Source organism: Microcystis sp. LE18-22.4A (genome assembly GCF_027531105.1).
GTDB lineage: Bacteria > Cyanobacteriota > Cyanobacteriia > Cyanobacteriales > Microcystaceae > Microcystis > Microcystis aeruginosa.
The window spans coordinates 1-6705 of record NZ_JAPZRB010000381.1; the positions used below are offsets into that span (position 1 = coordinate 1).

Here is a 6705-nt window from a genome sequence, read left to right on the forward strand (position 1 = left end):
TCTTGCTCCGTGCCATCGCAAATGAGGTTTGAGAGCTTGTTTCAACGCATTATACTGGTTCATAGGGGTTTCGAGATTAGTGCTATTTCTCATAAAACCCCACTCCCGCCTACTTTTCAAGCTTTTTGTCCTGTACTTAGACCAATTTATTATTCATGGCTAATTCAAGTTTGAAGTGCACTAGGACTTTAGTTATTCAAAAATATCTCATAGGGTGTGCGATAGTCAAGGCTTTTTGCGGCAGGGTAACCGCGTCTTATTTTGTAACAAAACATACAAATTATTTTATTGGAGTGCGATCGCTGATCTTGTAGTGCGATTTTGGCTTTTGAAAGTGCGATCACTTTGGACTTTGAAAGTGCGATTATTTTGGTAAGTGCGATCGCTGTCATCTTGTGGATTAAACTTTAAAATTGCCATTGCTTGGGATAGGAATGCAGGGGGCGATCATTTTGGGAATAAGCAATTTTTGGGTAATGGCGATCGCTTTTGGGGCAGGGGTAAGAGCGATCGCATCTCTCCTAGGCTAGAACGCCGATTGCCAAGGATGGTCAGTCAGCCCTAGATAGTCAACAGCTTACCCGAAAAAGCTAGATTTTGTAACAAAATTTAGTATTACTTAGGGCTGTGTATAGAGAAGTTGCGAATTGTTAACCCTAGCTTTGCTAGGAAAATAAAATGTGATATTGTGACCCCAAGGCCGTGAAAAACGGCCAGGTTTTCAGTTTTTTTAAACATCAGGTCGCTACATTCTACAGCTATTTTCGCTCAAAAAAAAACGATTTTCTAGGCCTTTCTATGACTTATCTTGTTGAACATCCTTCTACAACCTTTTATTCCTATACCGATACGGGGGTCGATCCCCTGAAAACCGCTCACGGAGTTTATATCACGGTTCACGGACATTTTTACCAACCACCGCGAGAAAATCCCTATCTAGACAGAATTGAACGGCAACCGAGCGCCCATCCCTTCCATAATTGGAATGAACGCATCCATCACGAGTGTTATCGTGCCAATGCTTTTGCGCGCATTTACAATGACCGGGGGGAAGTGATCAAAATAGTTAATAACTACGAATATCTCAGCTTTAACATCGGGGCCACCCTAATGTCATGGATGCAATCCCATGATCCCGAAGTTTACCAACGCATCCTGACAGCGGATCAAAAAAGTTGTCAACGCTTAAACGGTCATGGTAACGCCATCGCCCAGGTCTATAATCATATCATTCTGCCTCTAGCCAACAAACAGGACAAATACACCCAAATTCGCTGGGGAAAAGCCGATTTTCAGCACCGTTTCGGCCGGGATCCCGAAGGAATGTGGTTAGCGGAAACAGCCATTGATTTAGCCACAGTGACAGCTTTAATCGATGAGGGGATTAAATTCACCATTTTAGCCCCTTCCCAGGCCCTGCGCTGTCGTCCTTTCCCTAGCGACCAGGATCCTCATCCCCAATGGCACGCGGTGGCCGGAGGTCAAATCGATCCCACCCGTCCCTATCGCTGTTACATTCCCGATGGTCGTTATCTGGATATTTTCTTCTACGATGGTCCAATTTCTCGGGATATGGGCTTTAATGATGTCCTAGCCAGCAGTGATTTTCTCGTCGGTCGTCTGGGACAGGCAATTAAAGGGGATCATCGTCCCTCCCAGTTAATCAGCGTCGCTACCGATGGGGAAACCTTCGGCCACCACAAACAGGGGACAGAGAAGTGTCTTAGCTATGCTTTTACGGAATCTTTCCCTAAAAACGGCTGGACAGTCACCAATTTTGCCCATTATCTCAGTATTTGCCCCCCCACTTGGGAAGTGGAATTAAAACCCGTGACCGCTTGGAGTTGTGTCCATGGCGTAAATCGTTGGCAGGATGACTGTGGTTGCGGGGGAGGGGGAAATTACCAGCAAAAATGGCGTAAACCCCTGCGGGAGTCCCTAAATTGGCTCAGAGATGAGTTAATTAAGGTCTATGAGATTCAAGGACAGGAATTTTTCCGCGATCCTTGGCAGACAAGGGATGACTACATTGCAGTTATTTTAGATCGCTCCCCAGACGCGATCGAACATTTCCTCGCTTTGCATCAAAGTCGCAACCTGAGTAAAAGCGAGAAAATCGATGCTTTGCGTTTATTAGAAATGCAAAGACAGGCTTTATTGATGTTTACCAGTTGTGGCTGGTTTTTTGAAGAAATTTCTCGACCTGAAGGTACGCAAATTTTGAGATATGCTGGCCGGGCCCTGGAATTAGCTGGAGAAGTAGCTGGAATTCAATTAGAAATGAATTTCCTCAGTCGTCTAGCTTTCGCTCCCAGTAACGTTAAGTTATATCAAGATGGGGCTGATGTCTATCGACAATTGGTCACTTCTGCGCGGGTCGATTTGGAACGGGTGGCGGCCCATTACGCTATTAGTTCCCTATTTACCAATTATCCCAGTCATCATCGGATTTATTGTTACAATACCCGTCAATTAGATTATCAAAAACAAGCGATCGGGTCTTTAACTTTAGCAGTGGGACAGGTGGAATTAACCTCAGAAATTACCCAAGAAAGTGAACATTTTGTCTTTGCTGTTCTACATTTAGGAGGTTGGGATTTTTACTGCTGCATTCAACCTTTTAACGGTCGGTTAATCTATACCAATCTTAAGGATCATCTCTTTGAATCTTTACAACAGGCCAGTGTCTCGACCATGATCGTAGAAATGGGGCGCGGATTGGGAGAAAACTTTTTTGCTTTACCCCATCTTTTTGCCGATGAAAGACACCGGATCATGCAGAAGGTGACAGCCGAAACTAAAAAACGTCTCGATCAATTATACACCCAAGTTTATCGGGATAATTACGGCATTTTAGCGGCTTTCCAACGGGATGAGATTCCCGTACCTCAAGAGTTACAGGTAGCGGCCGATATTGCCATTTCTCACCGTTGTTTACAGGTGATTAATGCCCTAGAAAAAGATTTTGAGCAGCGGCAAGCGACGGAAAATAATCTCGATCAATTATTGGCTATTGCTAAGGAAGCCAATCATTTACACTGTCAATTAAACATCCCCGAAGCGCGTCAAACCTTAGAAAGTCTGCTCTGGCAATCTCTTGGGAAATTATTACACGATGGCGATCCTTTAACGGCGGAGGAGGATACTCGCCTAATCACCCGTTTAATTGAAGTTAGCCAACAATTAAAGCTAGGATTATCCCTCGATCGCTCTCAGGAATTATACTATTATTACTTCCATGATCGTCTAGTTCTTAATTCTTTGCGGTCCAATTCAATAGATGCTGCCTGTCCCTGGCCGATGACTCAATTAAAATGGTTATTACTATTAGGACAGGTGTTAAAAGTTGATGTGAGTATTTGGCTGTAAAATCAGTCAAAGGGTGGGCAATGCTCACCCTTTGATGATTAAGTGGGTTAGGCGATGATTGCCCTGGAACTCAGGTTAACCCAGAGACTAAACCCTTAGATTTATAATGGATCGTGGTCTCTCATCGAAGGTTTACATGACTATCACGCCGATTTATGCCGCCTCAGCCGGCACAGCAACCCAGTATCCCGATGCTTTTGGGCGTTTTGGACGCTACGGGGGCAAATACGTCCCGGAAACCCTGATGCCAGCCTTAAGTGAACTAGAAACGGCCTATAATCAGTATCAAGACGACCCCGATTTTCAAGAAGAATTAAATCAACTGCTCAAGGATTACGTCGGTAGACCTAGTCCCTTATATTTTGCCGAACGTCTCACCGCCCATTATGCCAAAGCTGACGGTACTGGGGCGCAAATTTACCTGAAACGGGAAGATTTAAACCATACCGGGGCCCACAAGATTAATAACGCCCTCGGTCAGGTTTTATTAGCCAAACGCATGGGTAAAAAGCGAATTATCGCCGAAACTGGGGCAGGACAGCACGGCGTGGCCACCGCTACGGTTTGCGCTCGTTTTGGTCTAGAATGCGTGATTTATATGGGAATTCACGACATGGAACGCCAGGAACTCAATGTTTTCCGCATGAGACTGCTTGGGGCGACGGTGCAACCCGTGGCCGCCGGGACAGGAACCCTGAAAGATGCCACCTCGGAAGCGATTCGCGACTGGGTAACGAATGTGGAAACCACTCACTACATCCTTGGTTCTGTGGCAGGTCCCCATCCCTATCCGATGATGGTGCGCGATTTTCACGCGGTTATCGGTCAAGAAACTCGTCAGCAAAGTCTGGAAAAATGGGGCGGTTTACCGGATATTCTCCTCGCTTGTGTGGGGGGTGGTTCTAATGCTATGGGTTTATTTCATGAGTTTGTTAAAGAAGCTTCCGTGCGTTTAATTGGTGTTGAGGCCGCCGGGGAAAGTATCGCTTCCGGAAAACACGCCGCCACCCTTACCCAAGGTCAACCGGGGGTTCTACATGGAGCAATGAGTTATTTATTACAAGATAGCGAAGGTCAAGTTATCGAGGCCCACTCCATTAGTGCTGGTTTAGATTATCCCGGAGTCGGGCCAGAACATAGCTTTTTAAAAGATAGTGGTCGCGCCGAATATTACAGTGTCACTGACCGGGAAGCATTAGAAGCTTTTCAAAGAGTTTCCCGTTTAGAAGGGATTATTCCGGCCCTAGAAACTGCCCACGCTTTAGCCTATTTAGAAACTCTTTGCCCACAAGTAACTGGTAGTCCTCGCATTGTTATTAATTTCTCTGGACGGGGTGATAAAGATGTGCAATCGGTGGCTAAATATTTATCGATGAATGGTTAACCTTTAGCCTTTTCAGTGAGCAGTTATCAGTGAGCAGTTATCAGATTTGAGTATTAAGTGATCCCCCCCTGCCCCCCTTAATAAGGGGGGGCTGACCTACTTATTAAATGGCGGTTTCTTGCTGTCTTTTTACCCTTGACCGATTATCATTTACTGAGCCATGAAAATGCTACCTACTCCCCGTCTCATCACTGATAACTGCTTACTGTTTACTGATCACTGGTAAATCAGAGGGATAAGCTATTGTCCATCTAAATTTGATATTCGTTTTCAACCGTTCCCTGTTCCGGACTAGCTGAATTTGATATCCTCTTGGGGTTTCTTGAGCGGTTTCCCAGCTGCCTTAACAGATTTACTCTGTTCTGGTCTTAGAGTCGCTCTAAGTGGCACTTTCTAGCATATATCGTGCAAATGCGCTAGTATTTAACAGTAAAGCCAACCTAGAACGACGGGGTTTCTGACCCAATTTTTCGATGAAAATTCTTCAGATTGTTCCTTCGATTTCCCTTGTTTATGGTGGCCCCAGTCAAATGGTACTCGGTTTGTCAGCGGCCTTGGCGCAACTAGGCCAAGAGGTGACTATTATTACCACCGATTCCAATGGTGACACGGGACAAGCACCCCTAGATGTGCCTTTAGGGGTCCCTGTTAGTCAAAATGGCTATCAAATCTATTATTTTCGCTGTTCTCCCTTTCGCCGCTATAAATTTTCCCTTGATCTGTTTACTTGGTTGGCTAATAGGGCAAAAGATTACGATATCGCCCATATTCATGCCTTATTCTCCCCAGTGAGCAGTATATCGGCTTCGATCGCTCGTTACCGTCAACTGCCCTATATTCTCCGTCCCCTAGGCACCCTCGATCCGGCAGATTTGCAAAAAAAACGGCAACTTAAACAAATATATGCCAATTTTCTGGAAAAACCCAATTTAGCGGCGGCGGCGGCAGTTCATTTTACCAGTCAGCAGGAGTGTCAAATCGCCGAAAGATTTAATATAAAAACTAAGGATATTGTCATCCCCCTAGGGGTAGATTTTTTTGACCCACAAGCTCTACCGGTAAACGGTTTTGATCTTCCCCAAAATAAACCGATCATCCTCTATATGTCCCGTCTTGACCCGAAAAAAGGTCTAGATTTATTGCTGCCCAGTTTAGAAAGTCTGTTAGCAAAGGGACTAGATTTTCATTTTGTCTTAGCAGGAGGCAATCCCCAGGATCGGGAGTACGAAAATCGCATTAAAAATCAGATCGAGCGGTCAATCTTGGGCAAAAATACAACAATTACCGGATTTGTGACCGGAGAAATCAAAAATAACCTCCTCGCTAAGGCCGATTTATTTGTTTTACCTTCCTACTATGAAAATTTTGGCATCGCAGTGGCAGAAGCCATGGCTGCCGGAATTCCCGTGGTGATCTCGGACCGGGTGGATCTGCATCCTGCGGTAGCAGCAGCGGCCGCAGGATGGGTGACAGCTTGTCAGCTTGAGGATTTAACTAATACTTTGGCAACGGCTATCACTCATCCTGAAATTCGCCAACAACGAGGGAAAAATGCTAGGGATTTAGTCTTAAATCAATATAGTTGGTCGGCGATCGCTGAACAGCTGCTAACCGTCTATGAAAATCTAGTCTGAGCTATCGGACCGTCCCCTGCTCGATCGAAGTCACAGACGGATTAAGATTTAGGCCATCAGGATAACCAGCACTAAAAATGCCAGTAGGGTTAAACCTGATTGCAGAAAGACGGGAAGCGCAAAAGAATTCATAACAGTGGCTCACTTTTCTAGGGATGGCTCTATTTCCAATATACGCTTTCATCGGAAATTTTGGGTCTGAAACCCCGCCGTTCTAGGTTGGCTTTACGTTAGAATTAAAAGGCCAGTCTCGAAAACCAAGTGGACGGCGCAGCACCTTGAAAACTCGGCTTAGGGGGTTCCGACCAGAAAAGCTTG

4 protein-coding genes are annotated in these 6705 nt (G+C 45.4%); 3 read left to right on the forward strand and 1 reads right to left on the reverse strand.

All coding sequences use genetic code 11. The features are described from left to right. Positions 1–285 precede the first annotated feature (285 nt). A complete protein-coding gene (locus O9295_RS16915; RefSeq protein WP_287731370.1) occupies positions 286–420 on the reverse strand; it encodes a hypothetical protein in 135 nt (44 codons plus the stop codon). A gap of 378 nt (positions 421–798) precedes the next feature. Between O9295_RS16915 and O9295_RS16920 the strand changes: the two genes are divergently transcribed. The 3 genes from O9295_RS16920 (at position 799) to hpsP (ending at position 6387) form a co-directional block, all read left to right on the forward strand. Next, a complete protein-coding gene (locus O9295_RS16920; protein ID WP_147072010.1) occupies positions 799–3369 on the forward strand; it encodes a DUF3536 domain-containing protein in 2571 nt (856 codons plus the stop codon). 136 nt (positions 3370–3505) lie between these two features. Then, positions 3506–4753: a tryptophan synthase subunit beta gene (gene trpB / locus O9295_RS16925; RefSeq protein ID WP_012265094.1), complete on the forward strand. Its 1248-nt coding sequence runs from the start codon at positions 3506–3508 to the stop codon at positions 4751–4753. A 473-nt stretch (positions 4754–5226) separates the two neighbouring features. Next, a complete protein-coding gene (gene hpsP, locus O9295_RS16930) occupies positions 5227–6387 on the forward strand; it encodes a hormogonium polysaccharide biosynthesis glycosyltransferase HpsP (protein WP_288034023.1) in 1161 nt (386 codons plus the stop codon). The last annotated feature ends 318 nt before the right edge of the window (positions 6388–6705 follow it).

Excerpts from the sequence above, each read along its gene's own strand:
- hpsP (WP_288034023.1), top strand. The coding sequence starts at position 5,227 with ATGAAAATTCTTCAGATTGTTCCTTCGATTTCCCTTGTTTATGGTGGC.
- O9295_RS16915 (WP_287731370.1), bottom strand. The coding sequence starts at position 420 with ATGGCAATTTTAAAGTTTAATCCACAAGATGACAGCGATCGCACTTAC.
- trpB (WP_012265094.1), top strand. The coding sequence starts at position 3,506 with ATGACTATCACGCCGATTTATGCCGCCTCAGCCGGCACAGCAACCCAG.
- O9295_RS16920 (WP_147072010.1), top strand. The coding sequence starts at position 799 with ATGACTTATCTTGTTGAACATCCTTCTACAACCTTTTATTCCTATACC.